General features: G+C 70.6%; 21 protein-coding genes. 8 read left to right on the top strand and 13 right to left on the bottom strand.

Annotation, left to right across the window (positions count from 1 at the left end):
• Positions 1 to 7: 7 nt before the first annotated feature.
• The 6 genes from AC07FN_RS30345 to AC07FN_RS30320 all read right to left on the bottom strand — a co-directional run bounded on the left by AC07FN_RS30345 (position 8) and on the right by AC07FN_RS30320 (position 8202).
• Positions 8 to 1333 carry a sugar transferase gene (locus tag AC07FN_RS30345; protein WP_478398674.1) on the bottom strand — a complete coding sequence of 442 codons (1326 nt, stop codon included), beginning with the start codon at positions 1331 to 1333 and terminating at the stop codon, positions 8 to 10.
• Entirely contained in the window at positions 1330 to 2553 is a 1224-nt protein-coding gene (locus AC07FN_RS30340) for an NAD(P)-binding domain-containing protein (protein ID WP_478398673.1), read from the bottom strand. Before AC07FN_RS30340 ends, AC07FN_RS30345 begins: the two co-directional genes overlap by 4 nt.
• On the bottom strand, positions 2550 to 3860 hold the full coding sequence (locus tag AC07FN_RS30335) for a carboxylate--amine ligase (protein WP_478398672.1): 1311 nt from the start codon (positions 3858 to 3860) through the stop codon (positions 2550 to 2552). Before AC07FN_RS30335 ends, AC07FN_RS30340 begins: the two co-directional genes overlap by 4 nt.
• A 14-nt stretch (positions 3861 to 3874) precedes the next feature.
• On the bottom strand, positions 3875 to 5221 hold the full coding sequence (locus AC07FN_RS30330) for a nucleotide sugar dehydrogenase (RefSeq protein ID WP_478398671.1): 1347 nt from the start codon (positions 5219 to 5221) through the stop codon (positions 3875 to 3877).
• Positions 5222 to 5537: 316 nt separating this feature from the next.
• Positions 5538 to 6278 carry a polysaccharide deacetylase family protein gene (locus tag AC07FN_RS30325; RefSeq protein WP_452613973.1) on the bottom strand — a complete coding sequence of 247 codons (741 nt, stop codon included), beginning with the start codon at positions 6276 to 6278 and terminating at the stop codon, positions 5538 to 5540.
• Between the two features lie 238 nt (positions 6279 to 6516).
• Positions 6517 to 8202, bottom strand: a complete 1686-nt coding sequence (locus AC07FN_RS30320) for an amidohydrolase (RefSeq protein WP_478398670.1) — start codon at positions 8200 to 8202, stop codon at positions 6517 to 6519.
• Positions 8203 to 8513: 311 nt separating this feature from the next.
• On the opposite strand from AC07FN_RS30320, the gene AC07FN_RS30315 reads away from it, so the two are divergent.
• Together AC07FN_RS30315 and AC07FN_RS30310 are read left to right on the top strand one after the other, a co-directional pair.
• Positions 8514 to 9599, top strand: a complete 1086-nt coding sequence (locus tag AC07FN_RS30315) for a hypothetical protein (RefSeq protein WP_478398669.1) — start codon at positions 8514 to 8516, stop codon at positions 9597 to 9599.
• Between the two features lie 207 nt (positions 9600 to 9806).
• Positions 9807 to 10637 carry an LLM class flavin-dependent oxidoreductase gene (locus tag AC07FN_RS30310; RefSeq protein WP_478398668.1) on the top strand — a complete coding sequence of 277 codons (831 nt, stop codon included), beginning with the start codon at positions 9807 to 9809 and terminating at the stop codon, positions 10635 to 10637.
• 122 nt (positions 10638 to 10759) lie between these two features.
• Here the strand turns inward: AC07FN_RS30310 and AC07FN_RS30305 are convergent, their stop codons facing one another.
• Entirely contained in the window at positions 10760 to 11965 is a 1206-nt protein-coding gene (locus tag AC07FN_RS30305; RefSeq protein ID WP_478398667.1) for a cytochrome P450, read from the bottom strand.
• Positions 11966 to 12156: 191 nt separating this feature from the next.
• Positions 12157 to 12501 (bottom strand): hypothetical protein, encoded by a 345-nt coding sequence (locus AC07FN_RS30300; protein ID WP_478398666.1) that lies wholly within the window; start codon positions 12499 to 12501, stop codon positions 12157 to 12159.
• A 103-nt stretch (positions 12502 to 12604) separates the two neighbouring features.
• Here AC07FN_RS30300 and AC07FN_RS30295 point away from each other — a divergent pair, with 103 nt between their 5' ends.
• The 3 genes from AC07FN_RS30295 (at position 12605) to AC07FN_RS30285 (ending at position 13940) form a co-directional block, all read left to right on the top strand.
• The gene (locus AC07FN_RS30295) at positions 12605 to 13459 is read left to right on the top strand and encodes a helix-turn-helix domain-containing protein (RefSeq protein ID WP_478398665.1); all 855 of its coding nucleotides are present in this window, start codon (positions 12605 to 12607) and stop codon (positions 13457 to 13459) included.
• A gap of 17 nt (positions 13460 to 13476) precedes the next feature.
• Entirely contained in the window at positions 13477 to 13686 is a 210-nt protein-coding gene (locus AC07FN_RS30290) for a DUF397 domain-containing protein (protein ID WP_478398664.1), read from the top strand.
• Between the two features lie 116 nt (positions 13687 to 13802).
• Positions 13803 to 13940 carry a hypothetical protein gene (locus AC07FN_RS30285; RefSeq protein WP_478398663.1) on the top strand — a complete coding sequence of 46 codons (138 nt, stop codon included), beginning with the start codon at positions 13803 to 13805 and terminating at the stop codon, positions 13938 to 13940.
• A gap of 72 nt (positions 13941 to 14012) precedes the next feature.
• On the opposite strand, the gene AC07FN_RS30280 is transcribed toward AC07FN_RS30285, so the two are convergent.
• From AC07FN_RS30280 to AC07FN_RS30270, 3 genes are all read right to left on the bottom strand, one after another.
• Complete coding sequence (locus AC07FN_RS30280) at positions 14013 to 14402, bottom strand: hypothetical protein (protein ID WP_478398662.1); 390 nt, start codon at positions 14400 to 14402, stop codon at positions 14013 to 14015.
• Between the two features lie 122 nt (positions 14403 to 14524).
• Positions 14525 to 15586: a 2-oxoacid:ferredoxin oxidoreductase subunit beta gene (locus AC07FN_RS30275; RefSeq protein WP_478398661.1), complete on the bottom strand. Its 1062-nt coding sequence runs from the start codon at positions 15584 to 15586 to the stop codon at positions 14525 to 14527.
• Positions 15583 to 17460 (bottom strand): 2-oxoacid:acceptor oxidoreductase subunit alpha, encoded by a 1878-nt coding sequence (locus AC07FN_RS30270; RefSeq protein WP_478398660.1) that lies wholly within the window; start codon positions 17458 to 17460, stop codon positions 15583 to 15585. The genes AC07FN_RS30275 and AC07FN_RS30270 overlap by 4 nt, the downstream gene beginning before the upstream one ends.
• Positions 17461 to 17869: 409 nt before the next feature.
• On the opposite strand from AC07FN_RS30270, the gene AC07FN_RS30265 reads away from it, so the two are divergent.
• The 3 genes from AC07FN_RS30265 (at position 17870) to AC07FN_RS30255 (ending at position 21107) form a co-directional block, all read left to right on the top strand.
• Positions 17870 to 18817 (top strand): alpha/beta hydrolase, encoded by a 948-nt coding sequence (locus tag AC07FN_RS30265; RefSeq protein WP_478398659.1) that lies wholly within the window; start codon positions 17870 to 17872, stop codon positions 18815 to 18817.
• Positions 18814 to 19497, top strand: coding sequence for a nitroreductase family protein (locus AC07FN_RS30260; RefSeq protein ID WP_478398658.1), 684 nt, complete (start codon positions 18814 to 18816; stop codon positions 19495 to 19497). The genes AC07FN_RS30265 and AC07FN_RS30260 overlap by 4 nt, the downstream gene beginning before the upstream one ends.
• Positions 19498 to 19739: 242 nt before the next feature.
• Positions 19740 to 21107: a dihydrolipoyl dehydrogenase family protein gene (locus AC07FN_RS30255; protein WP_478398657.1), complete on the top strand. Its 1368-nt coding sequence runs from the start codon at positions 19740 to 19742 to the stop codon at positions 21105 to 21107.
• Positions 21108 to 21115: 8 nt separating this feature from the next.
• Here AC07FN_RS30255 and AC07FN_RS30250 read toward each other — a convergent pair whose 3' ends face one another.
• Positions 21116 to 22354 carry a PAS domain S-box protein gene (locus tag AC07FN_RS30250; protein WP_478398656.1) on the bottom strand — a complete coding sequence of 413 codons (1239 nt, stop codon included), beginning with the start codon at positions 22352 to 22354 and terminating at the stop codon, positions 21116 to 21118.
• Between the two features lie 62 nt (positions 22355 to 22416).
• Positions 22417 to 23688, bottom strand: coding sequence for an alpha/beta fold hydrolase (locus AC07FN_RS30245; RefSeq protein WP_478398655.1), 1272 nt, complete (start codon positions 23686 to 23688; stop codon positions 22417 to 22419).
• Positions 23689 to 23855: the final 167 nt, after the last annotated feature.

Here is a 23855-nt window from a genome sequence, read left to right as displayed (position 1 = left end):
TTCCAGGTCATTTCCCGCACCGGTGCGCACGCCGGAGGCCGGCCCGCAGGACGATCCCGGCCGTCCGGGCCACGATCACCGCGTCCCACCACGGCGACCAGTACTCGATGTACTGGTTGTCGAACCGCGCCCGGTCCGGGATGGAGGTGTCCCCGTGCAGGCCTTGCACCTGCGCCCAGCCGGTCATGCCACCGCGCACCCGGTGCCGGTCCGCGTAGCGCGGGATCTCGCGCCCGAAGCGCACCGCGTAGTACGGCCGCTCCGGGCGCGGCCCGACCAGCGACATGTCGCCGCGCAGGACGTTGATCAGCTGCGGCAGTTCGTCGAGGTGCGTGCCGCGCAGCCAACGGCCGAGCGCGGTGCACTGGTCGGCGGTCACCGCCCAGGTCTCCCCGAGGTCGCCGTCTACGGTGCGGAGCTTGATGACTTCGCTGATCCGGCCGGCCCGCGTCACCCGGACCTGGCGGAAGAACGCCCGGTCCCGGCCGCCGAGGGCGACCAGCGCGGTCAGCACCAGCAGCAGCGGCCCGAACACCAGCAGCATCAGTCCACTGATGACGAAGTCGGTGCCGCGCTTGACCAGCTCGCCCGCCCGGCCGTGGCCGAAGCGGCGCAACGGGATCAGCGGCACGCCCCAGAACTCGTCCAGCCCGGCGCGCGGCAGCGCCATGCCCAGCTCGTGCAGGCGCGGCACGACGCACACGTCCGCAGGCAGCGGGCGGGCGGCCCGGATCGCGGTGACCAGGTCCGGGCCGTCGCCGCACACCAGAACCCGCGTGATGCGTTGCGCGGCAACGACTTCCGCCAGCTCACCGGGCCGTTCCAGCAGTCGCGTCCGCAACCCGAACTCCGGGTGCTCCGCGGCCATCTCGGCGATCTCCCCGGCCACCGGGTCCGATCCGACGATCAGCGTCGGCTCGCCCAGGATTCCGCGCCGGTACCCGCCGCGCAGCAGCGCGTACAGGCCGCCGCGCGCCACGGCCAGGCCCGCGAACGCCGAGGCGCCGGTCAGGAACACGGCGCCACCGGGCAGCCACGGCAGCAGCACCACCAACGGCACCGCCGCCGCGACCGCGAGCTGCGGCAGCTGGTCTGACACCCGCAGGCAGATCCGCAGCCGGTGCTGGCCCTGCGCGGCCAGCCCGGCGAACGCCGCCAGCGCGTATCCCGCGTCGAGCAGCCAGTTCGCCCCGGCGACCGGGATCAGCAGCACCAGCGCGACGAGGTCGACCGCGGGCAGCACCCAGCCTCCGACCTGCCGCCGCACCTGCAGCCCGGGATTGCCGGCCGCGAGCGGCCACGGCTGCGCGACGGCGGGGTCGGTCATGCTCATCCGGCACCTCCGACGGCGATCGGGCGAGCCGTGGTCGCGACGAGCCGGTCGGTGATCATCCGCACCGCGTAGTCGGCGCCGTAGACGAACCGCATGACCGGACCGTGGCTCGGTGCCACCAGCGGCCCGGCGAAGTACAGGCCCGGCACCGACGACTCGAAGTCACGGCCGACGCGCGGCGTGGCGTCGATGGTGCGGATCGCCGCGCGCAGCCCGGGCGAGAGCATCGGCAGCCTGCTGAGGTCCGGCGGGTAGCCGGTGGCGCTGATGACGTGGTCCGCGGTGAACTCGCGCACCCCGCCGCCGACCCGCACCCCGATCCGGACCTGGTCCCCGGTGGCCTTGGCCCAGTCCAGCCGGTGCCCGACGTGCACCGGGAAGCGGCCTTCGACCCGCTCCCGCAGCCACCAGCCGCCGGCCGGCCCGAGCGCGGTGCGCGCCCGGTAGATCCGGGTAGAGCGCGGCAGGTGCCGGAACAGCTTCGGGTGCTCGGAGTAGAACCAGGTCGACAGGCCCGAGCCCAGCCCGGCCTCCGGCTCGCGCATCCGGTTCCACAGTGGACGATCGGGCAGCAGCGGCTTGCCGTTCCACGCGATGCCCGGCGCGCGCGCCACCAGCCGCGCGTTGGCACCGCTTTCGTGCAGCAGCGCCGCGGTCTCCAGCGCTGACTGCCCGGCGCCCAGGACGATCACGTCCTGACCGTCGAAGCCGCTCAGGTCGTCGTGCACCGAGCTGTGCGTGGAAATCTCGGCGGGCAGGTCCGCGAGCACGCCCGGCACCCGCGCGAAGTACTCCACGCCGACCGCGACGACCACCTGGCTCGCCTCGACGCGCTCCCCGTCGGCCAGCGTCAGCTCGAAGCGCCCCGGCCGCTGCTCGATGTTGGCGACCAGCTGCTCCTCCACGTCCAGGCCGCGGCCCTGCTGGAACCATTCGCCGTACTCGACGAAGTTCTCCAATGACACCGGGATGCCGTAGTCCGCGTAGCGGCGCCCGGTCTCCAGGCAGAAGTTGCGCAGCGTGTGGGTGCCGTCCGGGTCGGACAGGTTCGACGCGAAGCCCTGCGACTTCAGGTACATGCCGCGCGGCATGTGCGCGCGCCACAGGTTCATCGGCAACCCGAACTGCCGGAAGGACAGGCCGGTCCGACGCAGGTGTGCGGCCAGCGACAGGCCGTACGGCCCGGCGCCGACGATGGCCACATCGACGAGATCGCTCATCTGTACTCCTCGAACAGCCGCTTCTGGCGGCGTCTTGTCGATTTGCCCGGTGCGCAGTTGCGCCCGGGGACGTACTCGGGCCGGTGCAGCTCCGGATGGCGGGTCCGGCGGCGCCACGGCCGGGCCACCACCCGGCAGGCCATCCAGAGCCACATCAGCAAGAACGGCAGCAGGTCGTCGCGCGCGAACCAGGCGGTCTCGTCCACGCCGCGCACCGATGACGCCCACGACCGCAACCCGAGCTCGCCGCGCCGCCAGTACCGCACCGCGGCGATCGGGTCGTAGTTCTCCACCAGGAAGCGGCGGCCGACCGGCTGCCGGCCGGCCGGGATGCGCTGCCCGGAGAGGTCCAGGTAGGCCGCGAGCGCGACGTCCATCCCCGCGCTGTCGCGGAAGAGCCGGAACTGGGCGCCCAGCCGCGGGTTGAAGTCCAGCAGCTTGTAGCGCCGGTCGCGGGCGTCCCACCGGAAGTCCAGGTCCACGATGCCGTTGAAAGCCAACCGCTCCAGCAGCTTCGTGGCCTCCCCCTGCAGCTCCTCGTTCTCGGCGCAGGCGCCGAGGCTGGTCAGCCCGGCGTGCGCCGGGTAGGAGCGCTCCTTGACGCCGGTGAAGGCCGGCAGGCACGCCGCGGCGGCGTCGCAGTAGCCGTGGAAGAACCAGTCATCGCCGGGCCCGCCCGGGATGAACTCCTGCAGCATCAGCCCGCCGACCGCGGCCTCCCCGCAGCGCTCGTAGAGCGCGGCCAGCTCCTCCGCGTCGCCCACGATCGTGGTGCTGCGCACCTTGCCCTTCGTCGTGACCCACGGCTCGGCCAGCTTCGCCACCAGCGGATATCCCACCCGGGCGGCGAAATCCTGCGCCTCGTCCCAGCTGCCGACCAGGCACGCGGCCGCGCACGGCACGTCCAGCTGCCTGCACAGCTCGTACATCGAGTACTTCCCGGCCAACCGGCGCGGCAGGTCCCGCGGCGGCTGCGCGAACCGGAAGTACGGCCGCAGCGGACCGCCGTGCTCGGCCAGGAAGATCGCGCCCGCGTCGTCGGTGGGGATCAGCACCGACGGCCGGCCGATCCGGTCGGCCAGCTCCACCAGCCCGGTGAGCAGCTCGTCGGTGTCCGCCGGGTCCGGGCTCCACAACCAGCGCCCGCGCAGGTAGCGGGAATGCGCCGCCGGGGCGAGGGAATCCTCCTGCACCGCGTACACCGGGACCCCGACCCGGCCGAGGCTGCGGATCACCCCGAGCCCGCCGTGGTGCAGGACGTTCGGGTCGAGCTTGAAGACGACCGCGGGCATGGACGTGTCGAACACCGGCGCCCACCCCCTCACAGCACGCGCCGGTGCGGCACGGCGTCGAACTGGTAGGTCGCGTCGAGCACCTGCGGGCACTCCCGCGCCCAGCCGTAGTCGACGCCGGGGTGCACGGTGTGCAGCACCGCGACGTCCCAGTCGCGGCCGTGCGGCGCCGGCTCGCTGGTCATCCGGGTGCCGTCCGGCAGGGTGATCTCCGGCAGCAGCGGGTCGAAGTAGTGCACATCGATCCCGATCCGCCGCAGCCCGGCGAGGATCGGCAGCGCGGGCGACTCCCGCAGGTCCCGCACGCCCGCCTTGTAGCTGACCCCGGCGACCAGCACCCGGGCGCCCGCGTGGTCGAGGCCCGCCTCGGCGAGCAGCTCCACCACCCGCTGCACCACCTGGCCCGGCCGCCGGTCGATCGACCGCATCGCCTGCTCGATGACCGGCGCCGAAAGCCCCTGCTGCCCCAGTTGCCACAGCAGGTAGTGCGGGTCGCACGGGATGCAGTGCCCGCCGACGCCCGGGCCCGGGAAGCTGCCCAGGAACCCGTACGGCTTGGTGCCGGCGGCGATGGTCACCTCGATCGGGTCCAGGCCCAGCACCGCGCACGCGTCGGCCATCTCGTTGGCCAGCGCCAGGTTCACGGCGCGGAAGATGTTCTCGTAGAGCTTGGTCAGCTCGGCGGCTTCCGGCGAGCTCACCAGGTACACCGAATCGGTCATCCGCCGGACGACAGCGGCGGCCCGCTCGGCGCACTCCGCCGTGGCACCGCCGACGACGCGCGGCGTTTCCCGCTGCACGTGGTCGAAGTTGCCGGGATCGATGCGCTCCGGGCTGAACGCCACGTGCACGTCGGTGCCCACCCGCAGGCCCCGCTGCGCCAGCGGCTCGACCAGCAGCTGCCGGGTGGTGCCGGCGAACGTCGTCGAGGTCAGGATGATCACCTGGCCGCGGCGCGCGAAGGACACCACGGTCTCGCACGCCGCCCGCAAGGCGGCCAGGTCCGGCTTGTGCGCGGCGTCCACCGGCGTCGGCACGCACACGATCACGGCGTCCGCGTCGGCGAGCACCGACGGATCGCAGGACAGCTCCAGCCTGCCCGCGGCCAGCGACGCCGACAGCGCGCGCCGCTCCGGCTCGGGCAGGTCCACCTCGCCGGTCTTGATGGCCCGCAGCCGGTCCTCGCTGATGTCGAAGCCGGTGACCTGCGCGGTCGGTGATTGCAGGGCGCACGCGGTGGGCAAGCCGACGTAGCCCAGCCCGACGACGACCACCGACTCGGCGCGTTCGGGCCGCCGCGGCTCGAACGCGATCAGCCGGTCCGCCAACAGGCGTTCGCGGCCGTTGACCGCCAAGGCGAGCGGATGTTCAGTCACGGTTCCTCCCCCAGTTCGCCGTGCTGCTCGGAAGAACCCTCGCATCCGATTACCGACGGGTTCTCCCACAGCGGGGGGAGCGCGCTTACCGAATCCGGACGAGCCCGCGCGATCTTTCCCGGCGAAACCCCGTTCGCCCCAACGAAAATGGCACGATCGGGGAGCGTCACCCGTTCGTGGGGTGGAGTCAACGGCCCGATCGCTGTGCTGGACGGGACGAACGGGCCGTTCGCCTCGCCCGCTCGACCCGGGCCAGGCACAGGCGATCGCACCTCGACAGCGGAGGTCGCGCCAGGAGAAGGAATTCCGGTGGGGGTCAGCGGTTGGCCGTCAGCGCGTGGCGCAGGCGCTTGGCCAGCAGCCGCAGCCCACCGTCCCGGTCACCCACGTAGGTGCGCGGGAGGGCGTGCCGGCCGGAGATCGGGGAACGCCAGATGGCGCAGGCGTAGTCGTAGCCGGCCGCCTCGACCGTGTTCCGCACCCGCAGGTCGACGTCGCCGTACGGGTAGCAGAACCCGCCGACGTCCTGGCCGGTGAGGTCGCGCAGCCGCTCCCGGCTCTCGGCGATCTCGACGAGCAGCTCGTCATCGTCCAATTCGGACATCTGCTGGTGCAGCATCCCGTGCGAGCCGACCTCCAGGCCGGCCGCCACGATCCCGCGGACCTCCTCCGCGGTCACCAGCCGCTTGCGCGGTCCCTCGGCGTCCCAGGCGTTGTGCCCGCCGAGCCGCCCGGCGAGCACGAAGACGGTCGCGGTGCAGCCGTACTTCTCCAGCGACGGCCGCACATTGTGGACGAAGTCGGCGTAGCCGTCGTCGAAGGTCAGCCCGACCAGGCCGCCGGCGTCCCCCTCCTGGCGCGCCTGCATCAGCTCGCGCATCGACACCCCGCGCAGCCCGTTGCGGCGCAGCCAGCGCAACTGCCGGTCGAAGCGCTGCGGGTCGACCGTCACCAGGTACGGGTCGCGGGAGTAGGTGGCCACCGAGTGGTACATCAGGACGTACGGGTACGGGCGCTCGGTCTCGCTCCGGGCCCACCTGGTAACGGTCTGCGTCATGGCGTCGCCGCTTTCCTCGGCAGCAGTCCCTGCCAACGTAAGGACGCCGTACCCCATCCGGATCCGTCCGCTGCGGTAAGCCCGCTACCCCACCCGTACGATCCTCACCCGAAGGGCCCGCGATTTCGCGAGAAATTCACCGCCACCCGGGTGAACACCGATTTCTCGCGAAATCACGCACCCCCGCGTCTGGCGACAACGGAGCGTCACCACTTCCGTCACCCGGGTGAACGGCGCCTCACAGCGATCCGTACTCACCGACGCGGCGGCCCGCCACCCAGGTCTGCAGGGTCCCGGTCTGCCAGCGGGCCCGGCCGGGCGGCGGCTCCAGCGGGTCCTGGTCGAGGATGACGAAGTCCGCCCACTTGCCCGGCTCCAGGCTGCCGAGCGCCCGCTCCTGGTGCGCGGCGAACGCGGCGTCGAGGGTGAACGAGCGCAGCGCCTCGTGTGGGCTCATCGCCTGGTCCGGGTACCACCCGCCGACCGGCTGCCCGTCCCGGTCCGTGCGGGTCACCGCGGCGTGCAGGCCGTCGAAGGGATTCTCCGACGACACCGGGAAGTCCGAGCCGGAGGCGATGGTGATGCCCTGGTCGAGCATGGTCCGCCACGCGTACGCGCCCGCGATGCGGCGGTGCCCGACCCGCTTCTCGGCCATGTTCATGTCGTCGGTGGCGTGCACCGGTTGCATCGACGCGATGATGCCGTGCGCGCGCAGCCGCGGGATGTCCTCCACCGCGAGGACCTGCGCGTGCTCGATGCGGTGCCGCATGCCGCTCGCGGACTCCGCCGCGGCGGCCTCGTAGGCGTCGAGCACCATCCGGTTCCCGGCGTCGCCGATGGCGTGCGTGGCGACCTGGAAGCCCTCCCGCATGACCTGCGAGACCCGGTTCCGCAGCTCGGCGGCGTCCAGCTGCGGCAACCCCGAGTTGCCCGGATCGTCCTCGTAGGGCTGCAGCATCGCGGCGCCGTGGCTGCCGAGAGCGCCGTCGATGTAGAGCTTCACGGTGCGCACCCGGAGCATGTCGCCCGCCACCGAGTCGGTGCGGGCCTTCGCGCCGAGCTCGCGGAACGCGTCGTAGGTCAGGAACGAGTTGGTGCGGATGGTCAGCTCGCCGGAGCCCGCGAGCTGGTGCAGCACCGCGAGTTCGGCGGCGCTGGTGCCCGCGTCGCTGACCGAGGTGAGCCCGACCTCGTTGAGCTTGCGCTGCGCGGCGAGGAAGTTCTGCTTGAGGTCGTCGACCGTCGGCTTCGGCAGGTGCTGCTCGACGAGGTCCTGCGCCGCGTCGACGAAAGCACCGGTCGGCGCGCCGTCCGCGCCGCGCACGATCTCGCCGCCCGGGGGCGTCGGGGTGTCGCGGGTGACGCCGACCTGCCGCAGCGCGGCCGAGTTCGCCACCCCGGCGTGCCCGTCGACCCGGACCAGCCACACCGGCCGGTCGGGCACCACCGCGTCCAGGTCGGCGGCCGAGGGCAGCCGCCCGAGCCCCCAGATCACGTCGTTCCAGCCGCGCCCGAGGATCCACTGGCGCTCCGGGTGCTGCGCGGCGAAGGTCTTGAGCGCCTGCATCGCCTCCTGCAGGGACTTCGTCCCGGCGAGGTTGAGCTGCGAGACGTTGGCGCCGAGCTGCCCGAAGTGCCCGTGCGCGTCGTGCAGCCCGGGGATCAGCACCCGGCCCCGCCCGTCGATGCGCTCCGCGCCGCCGGCGCTGCCGACGTCGAGCCCGCCGACGCGGCCGTCCGCCTCGACCAGCAGGCTGCCGAACTCGCGCGGCCCGTCGGCGGTCAGCGTGAAGCCCCGCACGTTGTCGATCAGCTTCCGCCCGCCCGGCTGCCCGGCGCCGGTGTCACCGCTCGCGCAACCGGCGGAGAACGCCGCGCCCGCGGTGGCCAGCCCGACCAGTTTCAGGAACTGCGCCCGGGACATCCGAGGTTGGGGGGAAGGACGACAGCACTCCTGACACATCGCCGACCTCCGGTGGTCGCGCTCGGTTGATCATCTGCCAGGCAACGTAATTCGAAGTCCTTGATCGGTCAATCAACTGCCAGAGGGTAATGCGACCCGATCCGCACACCTCCTTGCGCTGAGCCACAGCCCTGGTGCGCCTCGGAGATCACCGTCCTTGCGACCAATGCCGACCAGGGCTGGAGCATTCGGCGCAACTTCCGCCGAGGGGTAAACCCTTTCTCCGTTCCGGCGGGTACCTGGCGTGAATTCTTTCTCCGAGGAGGCATTGGGTGAAGCATCTGGCAATCGCCGGGGCGGTGGGCGCCACCGCGCTGCTGCTCGGGCAGTCCGCGTCGGCCGCGGGGACCTGGGCGGAGGAGCCGATTCCGCCGCAGCAGTACCAGTCGTCCCTGCATACCGCCGCCGGCGGTGATGGCGTCACGTGGTCCTTCGGCATCGACTTCGACGGGCAGGAGTTCCGCACGCAGGCCTTCCGCCGCGGTCAGCAGGGGTGGGAGCAGGTGCCGGCACCCAACATCGGCCGGGTGAACACCGCCGCCGTGGTGAATCGTGACGACGTGTGGTCGGTCGGCGACGGCAGGTCGATGCACTGGGACGGCAAGCAGTGGCAGGAAGTGCCGCTCACGTCCCCACCGAACACCTACACCCAGTACCACGGGACGAAGGTGTTCGGCGCCGCTGACGTGTGGGCCGCCGGATCGGCGACCGAGGCGAACCAAGCCTGGCGGCGGGGCTCGATCCAGCACTGGGATGGCAAGGCGTGGAACGAGGTTCCACTGCAGCTCGATCTCGGGGACTGGTGGAAGGTGTCGACGATCGACGGCAGTTCGCCGAACGACCTGTGGGCGGTGGGCAGCAAGCACGTCACGGTCGACGGCAAGGGCAAGGTGGTCGGGCTGATCCTGCATTGGGACGGCAAGCAGTGGCAGGAACAGCCGCAGGCCGACGTGCCGGACTGGAGCGTGAGCCTGGAGGACGCGCTCGTGCTGGCGCCCGACGACGTGTGGGCGGTCGGCTTCCGGGACCAGGGCACCATCGCCCGGCGCCCGGTCGCGCTGCATTGGGACGGCAAGCAGTGGTCGCCCGGGCAAGTGCCGGATGAACTGGGTGAGATCGACGACGTCGTCGCCGGCGAAGGCGCGCTCTGGGCCGTCGGGTACGACTCGAACAGCCCGTACGTGCTGCGGCATGACGGCCAGAGCTGGCAGAACGTGCCGGATCCGGTCCCGCCGCAGGGCAGGTGGGTGGTCACCTTCAGCGGGGTCGTGCTGGACGGCGGAAAGCTGCTCGCCGTCGGTGCGGCGAACTCCGGCCGGGACGACGCGAAGCCCTACGCCGCGGTCTACGCCGGCTGAGGCCCGTGTGCGAAGCGCCATCCGAGTTCCGGGTGGCGCTTTCGCACACATGGCGGAAAACCAGGTGCGCGCCGGGCGACCGCCGCGATAGGGTGCCGGCACTCTGATCAGGTTCCCCAGGAGTGCGCCGCAGAACGGGAACCCGCTTGCGCGAAACGAGGGGGCGGCACAGGTGTTCACCCTGCCCTTTTTCTGGAGGCGCAAGTCATGAAGATCGGCCTAGGCCTGCCCATCGCCGACCCCACCGCCCTGCTGACGTGGGCTCGACGGGCGGATGACGGCCCGTTCAGCACGCTCGGCTTGCTGGACCGCTTGGTGTACGACAACCCCGAACCCCTGGTGGCCCTCGCGACGCTCGCCGGCGCGACGCGGCGCATCCGGGTCCAGACCGAGGTCCTGCTCGCCCCGCTGCGCCACGCCCCGCTGCTGGCCAAGCAGAGCGCGACGCTGGCCCAGCTGAGCGGAAACCGCTTCACGCTCGGCATCGGCGTCGGCGGCCGCGACGACGACCACGTGGCCGCCGGCACGGACATCAAACGTCGCGGCCGGATCCTCGACGAGCAGATGCAGGTCATGCACCGGCTCTGGGCCGGCGAACCCCACTCCGACCAGGCGGGCCCGATCGGCCCGGCGGTCCGCCCGGAGGTCGTGTTCGGCGGCTTCGTCCCGGCGGCGATCGACCGGGTCGGCCGCTGGGGTGACGGATTCCTGGCGGCGGGCCCGCCGGAGTACATGGAAACGACCTTCGGCCTGGCCGAGAAGTCCTGGCAGGCCCACGACCGGCCGGGCAGGCCTCGCCTGATCGGCCAGCTCAACGCGGCGATCGGCCCGGACGCGGTGGCCGACGAAGCGCGGGCGGAAATGACGGAGTACTACGGGAATCCGGGCTTCGCCAACGCCATGGTCTCCACCACCGCCGACCTGAAGGCCCAGCTGCAACGCCTCGAAGATCTCGGAGCCGACGAGGCGATCCTCTACTGCTGGTCCCCCGACCCGGACCAGGTCCACCGCCTGGCCGACGTCGTGGCCAGCCGCTGAACCGGGAAGCAGGCGGAAAGCCCGTGGGTGTTCTGGGCACCAGAACGCCCACGGGCCGGGCTGATCGGAGTCGCGGTGTGACAACAGTGAGCGATGAGACCTCCGACTGAGCGCGGGCGGGATCACCAGGCGACGGGCAGGGATTCCGGGCCGCGGTTGATCGTTCCGCGACGCCAGCGCATCTCCTCGGGACGGCACGCCAGGCGCAGTCGCGGAAAGTGCCGCAGCACGGCGGAAATCATGACTTGCGCTTCCATCCTGGCGAGCGCGGCCCCGGCGCAGAAGTGGGTGCCGTGCCCGAACGCGATGTGCGGGTTGTCGCCGCGTTCGACGTCCAGGCGGTGCGGGTCGGCGAAGATCCCCGGATCGCGGTTGGCCGCGAGGTAGGAGACGTACACCGCTTCTCCCCCGCCGATGGTGACGTCGCCGATGCGGATGTCCTCCGTGGCGATGCGCGGCAGGCCGACGCCGTTGCGGTGCGGCACGTACCGGAACAGCTCCTCCACCGCATGATTCAGCGAGCCGTCGTCGACCAGCGCGCGCTGCTCGGGATGGGTGAGCAGCGCGTAGATCATGTTCGAACTGTTGTTGCGGACCGCGTCCATGCCGTTGAGCTGCAGGATGACGGCCAGGGAGATCAGCTCGGCCTGGCTGAGCTCGCCTGCGGCCCGAGCGGCGACCAGTCCGCTGAACACGTCGTCGCCCGGCGCGGCGTCCAGGCGTTCGGCCAGCTCGGCGAAGTACTGCCGGAGCTCGGCCTTGACGGCGTCCGCCTCGGCGCGGGAATGGCTGCTGGACAACAGGATCTGCCGCCAGGAGTGCACCCGCGACCAGTCCGGGCGCGGGACTCCCATGAGCTCGCTGATGACCTGTGTGGACAGTGGCCCGGTGAACGAACCGGCCAGGTCCGCGGGCGGGCCCGGCACGGCCATGCGCTGGAGCAGCTCGTCGGCGATCCGCTCCGTCCGCAGCCGGATCGCTTCGACCCGGCGCGGGGTGAAGCTCTGCGAGAGCAGCCGCCGCAGCCGGGTGTGGTCGGGAGGATCGGTGCGCCCGATCCCGCCGGGAAGCCCGACGACGTGCGGGGTCATGCTGGTGATGGGCCGATCGACGGTGGCGGCGCGGCTGAACCCGGAATGCGAGGCGACGGCCCGGACGTCCTCGTGCCGGGTGACCAGCCAAGCGTCCCCCGCACCGAAGCGGAGCCGGATCCGCGCAACGGGCTCCTCCCGGAGAAGCCCGGTGAGGAAGGGATCGAAGGCCAGCCCGTCGAGATCGTCGACGGGCCAGAGGTGAACGCGATCAGAGGTGGACTGCGCACGGCTCATGAGTGGTCTCCTCCCCGCAAAGCGGCCGGCCCCGCACGGCCGCAGAACGGTTCCGAACACGACGACCCCAGAGTCACCCCGCCCCGAGCCCACCGCCGCCCGAAACCCAGCCCCCGTAACCCACACGAGTCGTGAGCGGAAATGGCCGCCCCAGTGACCAAATCCGCTCACGACTCCGCAGAGGCCTTGACCTAGCCGTGCTCCTGATTCGCCCGGAGCTCGCGAAGAGCGCGTCCTCCTTGCGTGACAAGCCTTTCCAGGCCCGGCTCGGTGAAGACGATGTCCATCCCGTCCATCTGACTGCCGATGCGGAACTCCACCTCGTCGCCGAGAACCGCGTAGTCCATCGAGCAGTCCTCGATCCTGACCCAAGCAGCAACCTCAAACCGACTCATGTCCGACCTTCCTTCTCCGACCTGCTGCGAAACGGATTCGAACTGAAGCATTTGAAGCGGTTTCACGGCGCGGCCCGGGCCACGCCAGCGATCACGAAAATTATCGTCAGCGATAATTTTCATCACTACAACCAGACGCACTCGATCAGGCTCGCCGTTCACACGATCCGCCGAACGGACGCACGGTAGGCTGCGCACGGCGTATCAGCTGATCACCAGCAGCAGGTGCCAACGGAGGTGTCGGGTGGCCCAGAACGTCGCGAACGTCCGGCAGCGCAGAGTCGCTCGCACGCTACGCGACTGGCGCAGATCCAAAGGCGCGACGCAGGAGGAAGTAGCCAAACCGCTCCGCTGGTCGGTACCCAAGCTCAGCCGCTTCGAACGCGCCGACACAATCGCAGGCCCAGCCGAGATCATCGCCATCGGCACGGTTCTCGGTGTCGAAGAAGCAGAAAGAGACCGCCTGGTCCAACTGGCGGTCGCGTCGCTTGAGACCGGCTGGTGGAACACCTATGCACCCGACGCCGTGCGCGGAGATTTCGAGGACTACCTCGAAGTCGAAGAAACAGCGACTCTCCTGCGAACCTTCGAAATTCACCTCGTTCCCGGGCTTCTGCAAACCACCGATTACTACGAGGCGATCCTTCGAGAAGCAGTCAAGGGCTCGCACGAAGCGCTGTTGAACGCACGTCGCCAGCTTCGCCAGGAACGGCAAGCCAGACTCGATGCGGATAGTCCGCTGGGCTACCACGCGATCGTCCACGAGTCGGCGCTACGCCTGCCGATCGGCGGCCGCGACGTCATGCGAAATCAGCTAAAGCACCTGCTCACCCGGAACGAACTGCCGAACGTAACGCTCCAAGTCCTTCCGATCGACGTGGGCGCGTACCCAGGTCTCGGATCCGCGTACCACCTGGTCACATCCGGCCCGGACGACGTCCAAGGCGTGTATCTGGAAAACCTGCACGACGGCCTCTACTTGGAGGATGACGCAGAGATCCAGGTCTATACGCTGACTTTCGAGCGTCTAGCGGAAAGAGCGCTCAGCCCGGAGGCATCGATCCAGCGGATCGCGGAACTCCGGGAGCACTTGAAGTAGAGACGAGGAGTCACAGGATGGCCGCGCCAGACTTCACGAGCGCCCGCTGGCGCAAGAGCACCTATAGCAACGAAGCGAACGCCTGCGTCGAAGTTGCTTCGGCGCTGGGCACGACTGGTGTCCGGGACTCCAAGCAGTGTGGTCGCGGGCCGATCCTCGCGTTCGACCAGGAGTTATGGAACGGCTTCATCTGTGGACTCAAGGCCGGGCTCTTCGACCGGCCGTAGCGTCCCGTCTCGTGAGTGTTTTGAGGTGCTACAGCGCCCTGTCCTGCTACAGCGACCCAAAACACTCACGAGCCTGGGCGGAACACGCTTGCCTGCGGGCAGATTGGAGTCGCGGTGTGACAACGGTCTGCCCGCACCGCTGGTTGCTGCCGGAAACTGAAATGGCCTGCCTCGACGAACACGAGGTCGAGTTGCGCTGCGCACGCGACGAGTCGATCTCCGAGCGGCACGCCGCAGCCGACCGGAAATCATGATTTGCGCTTCCATTCTGGCAAGCGCGGCCCCGCGCAGAAGCTGCTAGTGCCCGAAGGCAGTGTGCTTGACGTTCACCACGGACACTCCTGCGGAGGGCCGCCGTTCTCCATGTAGACGCAGCTCGACTCCTTCTCGCGATGGAAATTGTCGTAAGCTTTCCAGGCACTCCAGGCCAGGAAGCCGAAGGCCACGATGAACACGATGCCGTAGAGAATGGCGCACCCCCCAACCACCGGCTTGTTCTCGGCGTCCCTCTTCGCCTTCTCCTGCGCGTCCCACTCTTCCTGCATCTTCTTCATGTAGCGCGCGCGGAACGCCGCCTCTTCAGGACTTCTCGGGGGGTTCAAGTGCACGTCGCCGTGGACGAAGCCGAACTGCCCTACAGGACCGTTGAAATTCCCGCCCGAGATCGTGTTGTCGATATCGGGCTCAACGGCATCGGGGTCGCGGCCTTCTCCCATTCGGGAAGGCTATCGCAGCAATCCGGACGAGATCTCGACTTCCGGAGCAACCGGCCACTGCCCGGGCATCCGCAGTCTCACGACGGCGGATGCCCGGGCAGTGCGAACGATGCCCCGACCGGTCAGATCGTCCAGGTGTCGTTGCCCGTGAGGAGCTTTTGGAGGTCCGCAGGCTTCGCCTGCTGGGCCTCCTCCACCTGGGCACGGGCCAGGTCGTCGTAGGTCGGGCGCTGGACCGCCCGGAAGATGCCCGTCACCGCCGGGTTCAGGTCCTGGCCGCCGAGGCGGGACAGGGCGAAGGCGTAGGACGGGTCCTCCCGGTTCGCGTCGTGGACCACGACCTCGGCTTCGTCCACTTCGGACAGCTTCGAGACGCGGAAGCCGTCGCGATCCTGGACCACCCCGAAGCGCTCGTCCTCCGGGCCGAACACGATCGGCTCGCCGTGCTTGAGCGGGACGATCCGGCGCTGCTTCTCGTCGTTGTCCTTCAGCACGTCGAACGCGCCGTCGTTGAAGATCGGGCAGTTCTGGTAGATCTCCACCAGTGCGCTGCCCCGGTGCTCCGCCGCCGCCTTCAGCGTCTCCGTCACGCTCGCGCGATCCGAGTCGATCACGCGCGCCACGAACGACGCCTCCGCGCCCAGGGCCAGCGACACCGGGTTGAACGGGTGGTCCAGCGAGCCGACCGGGGTCGACTTGGTGACCTTGCCGACCTCGCTGGTCGGCGAGTACTGGCCCTTGGTCAGCCCGTAGATCCGGTTGTTGAACAGCAGGATCTTGAGGTTCACGTTGCGGCGCAGGGCGTGGATCAGGTGGTTGCCGCCGATGGACAGCGCGTCGCCGTCACCGGTCACCACCCACACCGACAGGTCCGGCCGGCTGGTGGCCAGGCCGGTGGCGATCGCCGGGGCGCGGCCGTGGATGGAGTGCATCCCGTAGGTGTTCATGTAGTACGGGAACCGGGACGAGCACCCGATGCCCGAGATGAACACGATGTTCTCCCGCTTGAGCCCCAGCGACGGCAAGAAGCTCTGCACCGCGTTGAGCACGACGTAGTCGCCGCACCCCGGACACCAGCGGACCTCCTGGTCGGACTTGAAGTCCTTGGCCTTCTGCGGTTCGTCAGCGGTCGGCACGCCGGCCAACCCGCCGAGGACCGGGATTCCCAGATCGGTCGTGGTCACGCGGGCACCCCCTGCACAACATCGGTGAGCACGTTCTGCAGCTCCTCGGCCCGGAACGGGAGTCCGGCGACCTTCGTGTAGGACTGCACGTCAATCAGGTAGCGGGCGCGCAGCAGCATCGCCAGCTGGCCGAGGTTCATCTCCGGGACGATCACCTTGTCGTAACCGCGCAGCACCTCGCCGAGGTTGCCCGGCATCGGGTTGAGGTGGCGCAAGTGGGCCTGCGCGATCGACATGCCCTGGGCGCGCACCCGGCGGCAGGCGGCGCCGATCGGCCCGAACGACGAGCCCCAGCCGAGCACCAGCACGCGGGCGTCGCCGTCGGGGTCGTCGACGGCGAGGTCCGGGACCTGCACGCCGTCGATCTTGGCCTGGCGCAGCCGGACCATCTTGTCGTGGTTGTCCGGGTCGTAGGAGATGTTGCCCTTGCCGTCGGCCTTCTCCAGGCCGCCGACGCGGTGCTCCAGCCCCGGCGTGCCCGGCACCGCCCAGTCGCGGGCCAGGGTCTCCGGATCGCGCACGTAGGGCCAGAACTCGCCGGATCCGTCCGGGGCGTTGGGTTCGGTGGCGAACTCGACGCCCAGGTCGGGCAGCTGGTCGACCTGCGGGACCAGCCACGGCTCGGAGCCGTTGGCGATCGCGCCGTCGGACAGCAGCAGCACCGGGGTCCGGTAGGCCAGCGCGATCCGCGCGGCTTCCAGCGCGGCGTCGAAGCAGTCCGCGGGCGAGCGCGGGGCGATCACCGGCACCGGCGATTCGCCGTTGCGGCCGTAGAGCGCCTGCAGCAGGTCCGCCTGCTCGGTCTTGGTCGGCAGCCCGGTGGACGGCCCGCCGCGCTGGACGTCGCACACCAGCAGCGGCAGTTCCAGCGTCACGGCCAGGCCGATCGTCTCGGACTTCAGCGCCAGCCCCGGCCCGGACGTGGTGGTCACGCCCAGCGCGCCGCCGAAGGAGGCTCCCAGCGCGGCGCCGACACCGGCGATCTCGTCCTCCGCCTGGAAGGTCGTGACGCCGAAGTTCTTGTGCTTGGCCAGTTCGTGCAGGACGTCGGAGGCCGGCGTGATCGGGTAGGTGCCCAGGAACACCGGCAGGCCGCTGCGCTGCCCGGCGGCGACGATGCCGTAGGCGAGCGCGGTGTTGCCGGTGATCTGCCGGTAGGTCCCCACCGGCAGCTTCGCGGGCGCGACCTCGTAGGTGACCGCGAACGCCTCGGTGGTCTCGCCGTAGTTCCAGCCCGCCCGGAAGGCCAGGACGTTGGCCTCGGCGATCTGCGGCTTCTTCGCGAACTTCTCCCGCAGGAACCGCTCGGTGCCCTCGGTCGGCCGGTGGTACATCCACGACAGCAGGCCGAGGGCGAACATGTTCTTGCAGCGCTCGGCGTCCTTCTTGCCCAGCCCGGTGCCCTCGAGCGCGCCCTGCGTCAGGGTGGCCATCGCGACCTGGTGCACCGCGTAGTGCTCCAGCTCGCCGGTCTCCAGCGGGTTGGCGTCGTAGCCGACCTTCGTGAGGTTGCGCTTGCTGAACTCGTCGGTGTTGACGATGAGGATGCCGCCGTGCGGCAGGTCGCCGATGTTGGCCTTCAGCGCCGCCGGGTTCATCGCCACCAGCACGTCCGGGCGGTCGCCGGGGGTGAGGATGTCGTAGTCGGCGAAGTGCAGCTGGAAGCTGGAGACGCCGGGCAGGGTGCCGGCGGGAGCCCGGATCTCGGCCGGGAAGTTCGGCAGCGTCGCGAGATCGTTCCCGAAGGCCGCCGCCTCCGAGGTGAACCGGTCGCCGGTCAGCTGCATCCCGTCGCCGGAGTCACCCGCGAACCGGATCACGACCCGGTTCAGCTTCCGGGTTCCGTTGGGCCGGTGCCCGTTCGTCGTACTCAATTGACCCGTTCCCCTTCACCTGCAGGCAACGCTCATCCTGTGGCGAACGATACAGCCCCGGTTTTTATTCCGATCACAACCGGGCCCCACGCCGCCACGGTCCGCACGCGCCCGCACACAATCCCCCCGACCACCTCGATCTTCACCGGAACGATCGCGTTCCAGATTCGGCCGCAGGTGGCGACCCCTGTATCGAGGTACCCGGTGTCCGACCGGGACAACCGGCCGCGGAACCGAAATCGGGCCGTGTGACCTCGGCCATACCCCATCCGTCGAGTGTCGTGTGATCCGTGCCACTTCGCCACGTTTCCCATGATGCGAGAGCACGTTCGCCGGAACGGCCGATACCTTCGGCGCCTCGCCGTCGGTTTACATCACTGCGACGCTCCATCCGCGCTGGAGGAAAACAATGCCGTTGCACCCGGACGCCGAACCGTTCGTCGCGCTCATGCAGGACTACTTCCCCGATCTCGGCGGCGCGGTCACCGACGCCGCCGAGGCCCGCGCGATGATGAACGCGGGCGCCGCGGAGCGGCCGCGCCAGCCGGTGGCAAGGGTCGAGGACCGGCTCGTCCCCGGACCGACCGGCGTCGAGATCCCGGTGCGCATCTACTGGCCGCGCGTCGACGGCGAGCCGCTGCCGGTGGTCGTGTACTGCCACGGCGGCGGCTGGGTGCTCGGCGATCTGGAGAGCCACGACGGCGTCTGCCGCGCGATGGCCAACGGCGTCGGCGCGATCGTCATCGCCGTGCACTACCGGCTCGCACCGGAACACCGCTACCCGGCGGCCGCCGACGACGCCTTCGCCGCAACGCGGTGGGCCGCCGAGCACGCCGCGGAGCTCGGCGGCGACCCGGCGCGCCTCGCCGTCGCCGGGGACAGCGCCGGCGGCAACCTGGCCGCGGTCACGGCGTTGCGGGCCCGCGAGACCGGCGGCCCGGACATCGCCTTCCAGATGCTGGTCTACCCGGTCACCGACCACGACTTCACCACCGAATCCTATGTGGACAGCGGGCCGGACTGCCTGCTGACCGCGCGGCACATGATGTGGTTCTGGGACCAGTACGTGCCCGGCACCGCCGATCGCGACCACCCGCACGTCTCGCCGCTGCGCGCCGCCGACCTCGCCGGGCTGCCGCCCGCGCACGTCCTCACCGCGGGCCGCGACCCGCTGCGCACCGAAGGCCAGCGCTACGCCGAGCGGCTGAAGGCGGCAGGCGTGGCAACCAGCGTCCAGCACTGCCCGGGGCTGTTCCACGGCTTCGCCGGCGGCGCCGAACTGCTGCCGATCGCAGGCGCCGCGATGGCCGAGGTGCACCGCGTGCTGCGGGAAGCTCTTATACCGGAGGAGAAATGACCGCACCGTCGCCGCGCCCGCACTCCCATCCGTTCGTGCCCTACCACCCGGAACGACTGCCGATCGCGGACGGCCTGCGCCGCGGGCAGGAACTCTTCGAACACCTGGATGCCCGGCGCAGCGTGCGGTTCTTCAGCTCCGATCCGGTGCCGCGCGAGGCGATCGAGCTGGCCGTGCGCGTCGCCAACACCGCGCCCAGCGGGGCGCACCAGCAGCCGTGGACGTTCGTCGCGGTGCAGGACCCGGGCCTCAAGCACCAGATCCGGTTGGCCGCCGAGGCCGAGGAGAAGTCGTTCTACGAACGCGAGGACATCCCGCAGTGGCACGGCGCGCTGTCGCGGCTGGAGACCGATGCGAACAAGGACTACCTCGACGTGGTGCCGTGGATCGTCGTCGCGTTCGCCCAGAAGTACGGCGTGACCGGAGCCGGGCGGCAGAAGCACTACTACGTCAACGAAAGCGTCGGGATCGCCTGCGGGCTGTTCATCACCGCGCTGCACACCATGGGCCTGGCGACGCTGACGCACACGCCGAACCCGATGGGGTTCCTGACCAAGATCCTCGACCGGCCCACCAACGAGCGCCCGTACATCGTGTTCCCGATCGGCTACCCGGCCGCCGACTGCGAGGTGCCCGACCTGACCCGCAAGCCGCTCGACGAGGCCCTGATCTGGTGCTGACACCCGGAAGCCACGCGATTTCACCGTCGGGCACTGGGCCCGGGCACCGCGGATGTGCTTCGTGCCGATGCGCTTGCGGAACACCCCGTGCGCACTCGTGAGTGGCAGTGGTCGTCAGCGCGACCATCACCGCACACGGGACAATCGTGGTCGCCGGAGCGGCGATGATCATTCACCTCATTCGACGTGCGCGGGCGGGGCTGCGGTGTTGGGCTGGAACCGACACCGGAAGCTGAAAAGGGGTGGGTGCGGTGCCCGAAGAGGTCGACGTCGTCGTCATCGGCATGGGCCCGGGCGGCGAGGACGTGGCGGCCCGGCTGGCGAACGCGGGCCTGGACGTGATCGCGGTCGAATCGCGGCTGGTCGGCGGCGAATGCCCGTACTTCGCCTGCGTCCCGACCAAGATGATGGTGCGGGCCGCCGACGCTCTCGGCGAGGCGCAGCGGGTGCCCGAGCTCGCCGGGCAGGCCACCGTGCGGCCGGACTGGACGCCGGTCGCGAACCGCATCCGCGACGAGGCGACCACCGACTGGAACGACGAGATCGCGGTGCGGCGCTTCGAGGACACCGGCGGCAGGCTGGTGCGCGGCGTCGGGCGGATCAGCGCGCCCGGCGAGGTCACCGTCGGCGACCAGGTGTTCCGGGCCCGCCGCGGCATCGTGCTCAACCCCGGCACCGACCCGCTGGTCCCGCCGATCGACGGCCTCGCCGAGAGCCCGTACTGGACCAATCGCGACGCGGTGCCCGCGACCCGGGTGCCGGAGTCGCTGCTGGTGCTCGGCGGCGGGCCGGTCGGCGTGGAGTTCGCGCAGGTCTTCGCCCGCTTCGGCGCCTCGGTGACGGTGCTGGAGTCGCGGCCGCGGCTGCTGGCGATGGCCGAACCGGAGGCCTCCGAGGTGCTGACCGCGGCGTTCCACGCCTGCGGCATCGAGGTCCGCACCGGCTGCGCCGTGGACCGCGTCAAGCACGACGACCAGTTCCAGGTGCACCTGGAGTCCGGCGAGGTGTTCACCGGCGAAAGCCTGCTGGTCGCCACCGGGCGGCGCACCGACCTGCGCGCGCTGGGCGTCGCGGCCGTCGGGCTGGACGAGCAGGCGCGGACCGTCCCGGTCGACGGGCGGATGCGGGCCGCCGACGGCGTCTGGGCCATCGGCGACATCACCGGCCACGGGGCCTTCACGCACACCTCGGTCTACCAGGCGCGGATCGCGGCCGCCGACGTCCTCGGCCAGGGCACCGAGGTCGCCGACTACCGCGCGATGCCCTCGGTCATCTTCACCGACCCCGAGGTCGCCACCGTCGGGCTGACCGAATCCCGGGCCCGGGACGCCGGGATCCAGGTGCGCACCGCGATCACCCAGATCCCCGCGTCGACGCGGGGCTGGATCCACAAGGTCGGCAACGAGGGCATCATCAAGCTCGTCGCGGACGCCGACCGGGGCGTCCTGGTCGGCGCCACCGTGGTCGCGCCGGCGGGCGGCGAGATCATCGGGGCGCTCGCGGTGGCGGTGCACGCGGAGGTGCCGGTGCGGCGGCTGCGGGAGATGATCTTCGCCTACCCGACGTTCCACCGGGCGATCGAAGCGGCCCTGGTCGAGCTGGACGCCTGACGCGCCGGTCAGCGGCCCCCGCCGCCGTGCGACTCGCGGCGGCGCCGCTTGCTGGCGTACATGTCCCGGTCGGCGGCGTGCAGCAGCATGTCCGGCGCGATCGCGGGGTCGGCGGTCGCGGTGTAGCCGACGCTGGCGCGCAGCCGGATCCGGACCCCGTGCACCGACACATCGGTGTTCAGGTGCCGCTCGACGCGATCCCGCAGCGCCCGCGCGGCGTCCTCGTCCGGCAGCAGGCTGACCACGACGAACTCGTCGCCGCCCATGCGGGCGACGGTGTCGCCGGCGCGCACCGCCAGCTGCAACTCCCGCGCGGCGGCGATCAGCAGCTGATCCCCCAGCGCGTGCCCGAAGCGGTCGTTGACCGGCTTGAGCTGGTCCAGGTCCGCCAGCACCACCGCCAGCACACCGTTGCCGCGCGCCAGCTGCTGCAGGCCGTGGTCGAGCCGGTCGGACAGCAGCGCGCGGTTCGCGAGCCCGGTCAGCGGGTCGTGCAGCGCCAGGTGCGCGAGGCGGGCGTCCACCAGGCGCTGCTCGCCGATGTCCTCGTACTGGCTGACCACGTACGCCGGGGTTCCGTCGGCACCCGGCACCGTGGTCGCCCGGATCAGGATCCAGATCGGGTGGCCCTGCTTGTGCCGGTAGCGCTTCTCCACGCTGGCGCTGTCCACGTGGCCCTCGACCAGTTCGGACAGCACCGCCATGCCCTGCTCTTCGTCTTCCTCGTAGGTGATGTCGGTGAACGACATCGAGAGCATCTCTTCGCGCGTGTAGCCGAGCATGGTGCAGAGCGTGTCGTTGACCGCGGTCCACGCGCCCTTGAGGTCCAGCAGCGCCATGCCGATCGGGGCGTTGGCGAAGCTGCGCTGCCACAGCAGCTCCGCCTCCCGGCGCCGCGTGATGTCCTGGATCTGGGACAGGAAGTGGATCGCCCGCCCGTGGCTGTCCCGGATGAACGACCGCGCCACCAGGGCCCAGATGACGCTGCCGTCGGAGCGGATGTAGCGCTTCTCCAGCAGGTCCGGGGACTCCATCGGCCCCTCCGGGTCGATGTCGTCGGGGTGCGTCACCGTCCGGTAGTCCAGGCCCTCCAGCTCCTCCCGCCGGTAGCCGAGCATCCGGCACATGGCCTCGTTGACGTACAGGTACCGGCCCTGCAAGTCGAGGATCGCCATCGCGGACGCCGCCTGGTCGAAGACGCGCTGCCAGGGCACGCCAGCGGCGAAATTCGGCTCCGAGGGGGACATGAGAACCGAACCATAGCGGGCGGGACCGCGGCACGCATCGGCGTGGTGGCCCACCGTGCTCGTCAGGCGTCGCCGCGGTTCATCGCCAGCAACCGGTCCAGCACGGTCGGTGACGCCTTGACCCCGTCATGCTCGTACTCGTTGGTCACCCACACCCGAGAGCCGCGCACCTGCTGCGCCGACTCCAGCGCCTGGTCGCGGTCGACGAACATGTCGTCGTGGTAGACCGCCGCGGCGACCGGCACGCCGTTGCGGGCCAGCCGGTCGAGGTCGTAGAGGTGCGGCCAGTCGGACTTGGCGGCCAGCAGCTCGGCGGCGTCCCGCAGGGGCACCAGCGCCGGGTCCTGCTCGAACATCCAGGGGTAGATCATCTCGCCGGTGAAGTTGACGCGACCGCTCCGGGACCAGTCGAACTCGTCGAACTCCGCGCGCACCCGCTGCGCCGACCACTTCGAGGCGGTGCCCTGGCAGTAGATGGATTCGTGCAGCGCCGCGTACAGCGGGCGCTCGGCGAAGGAGAGCGCCGCGTCGACGCCGCGCAGGAAGGTGTCCGACAGGACGTCGCCGGCGAACGCCTCCTCCAGGTGGTAGTGCAGCGCGTCGAACCGCGACGCCTGGCCGAACTGGATGCCCAGCGCCTGGAAACGCTCCGGGGTCAGCCGCTCCCCCGTCGGCATGATCACCTCGTGCTCGGCGAGGTGGTCGACGACGCGGCGCGCGATGGCGGCGTCCTCCGGGTAGCGGGCGAAGTAGGCGTCGTTCTTGCGCAACGTGCGCGGATACGCGGCTCGGTAGACGTCGTCCGCGTGCCCGGTCAGCGTCGGGATGCCGCCGGTGATCATCACCTGGCGCAGCCCCTCCGGCGCCAGCGAGAGGTACGTCAGCGCGCAGAAGCCGCCGAAGCTCTGCCCCAGCACCGACCACGGCTCGTCGCCGATCAGCTGCTTGCGCAGCACCTCGGCGTCCCGGACGATCGAGTCGGCGCGCAGCAGGCTCAGGTGCTCGGCCTGCTCTGCCGCCGACAGGCCCGCCAGCGTCTGGCGGTTGGCGGGCGTGCTGCGCCCGGTGCCGCGCTGGTCCACCAGCAGCACGCGGTAGTCCTGGAGGGCGCGGCCCAGCCACGCGCTGGTGCTCAGCGGCCGTTCCGCCTTGCCACCCGGTCCGCCCTGGAAGTAGACCAGCCACGGCAGCGCCTGGTCCTGCTTGCCGGGGGCCACCACCTCCCTGCCGAAGACCTCGATCTCCCCGGCGCCCGGGTCGTCGTGGCGCAACGGCACCCGGAAGACGTGGTCCCGGGCCACCAGGCCCGGACGGCGGTACGTGACATCGGACATCGCGATTCCTCCACAGTGGACCAATATTCCAGGGGCGGCACGGGAGCGGCCCGCGGATCTCCCGGCGAGGCCGGTCCGGCACCGCGCGTCGGACCGGGGTCCGCAATTTCCATTGAAACCGAAGGTTCGATTTCAATGGAAATTGCGGAGGACTCGGGATCCGCTCC

The organism is Saccharopolyspora sp. NPDC045941, from assembly GCF_056431445.1.
This window is presented reverse-complemented; position numbering and strand designations above follow the sequence as displayed.